The organism is Bradyrhizobium sp. P2_E8 (genome assembly GCF_056403875.1).
Window position 1 is genome coordinate 1 of the sequence record NZ_JBFUES010001516.1, and the last position, 1194, is coordinate 1194.

Annotated in this window: 1 protein-coding gene; it reads left to right on the top strand. The window is 64.2% G+C overall.

Annotated elements, in window-relative coordinates; translation table 11 throughout:
- Window positions 1–172: 172 nt before the first annotated feature.
- Window positions 173–1194, top strand: a 1022-nt coding sequence (locus AC1D00_RS41920) for a transglutaminase family protein (protein ID WP_477014748.1), incomplete at its 3' end; no start/stop codon positions are given.

Sequence of the window (1194 nt, forward strand, 5' to 3'; positions counted from 1 at the left end):
GGACAAGCCCGGCCATGACGCTGTGGGGGCTGTAGAGCGCCAACTCTCAAGTCTTGTGCGATTGCCCCCGGACGACCGGGATACTTCCTAGGCACGGCCTGCCCGTTGTTAGTGCTTGATCGCACTGACGTCAGGTGTTCTGCTCAAAAAAGCTGCTGGAGCACCGTACCCCGTGTCGATCTACGTCGCGTTACACCACGTCACGCACTACAAATACGACCGCCCGATCGATCTTGGCCCGCAGACCATCCGTCTGCGGCCGGCGCCGCACACGCGCACGCCGATCCTGAGCTATTCGCTCAAGGTCACGCCAGCCAACCATTTCGTGAACTGGCAGCAGGACCCGCAGGGCAACTGGCTGGCGCGCTACGTTTTTCCGGAGAAGACGACCGAGCTGAAATTCGAGGTCGATTTCACGGCGCAGATGACCGTGGTCAACCCGTTCGACTTCTTCGTCGAGCCCTATGCCGACAGCTTCCCGTTCGAGTATCCCAAGGACCTGAAGACGGAGCTGGCGCCCTATCTCGAGACCATCAAGGCGGATCGCCTGTTCGCGAAATTTCTCGACACGATCCCGCACGAAGCCCCGAACACCGTCAACTTCCTGGTCGATCTCAATCGCGAGCTTCAGAAGCACGTCCGCTACATCATCCGCATGGAGCCCGGCGTGCAGACGCCGGAGGAGACGCTCTCCTCTGGCGCCGGCTCGTGCCGCGACTCCGCCTGGCTCCTGATCCAGACGCTGCGTCATCTTGGGCTCGCCGCCCGCTTCGTCTCCGGCTACCTGATCCAGATCCGTCCCGACATCGATCCGATCGAGGGACCGCCCGAGGTCGAGAACGACTTTACCGATCTGCACGCCTGGGCCGAGGTCTACCTGCCGGGCGCGGGCTGGATCGGGTTCGACGCCACCTCCGGCATGCTGGCGGGCGAGGGGCATATCCCGGTGGCCGCGACGCCGCATTATCGCTCGGCCGCGCCGATCTCCGGCGGTGCCGGCTTTGCCGAAGTCGAGTTCGCCTTCGACATGAGCGTCAAGCGCATCCGCGAGGCGCCGCGCATCACCAAGCCGTTCTCCGACGAATCCTGGGCGCGACTCGACGATCTCGGCGAGCAGGTCGACGGCGATCTCGCGAGCGCGGACGTGCGGCTCACCATGGGCGGCGAGCCGACCTTCGTCTCGGTCGACGATCT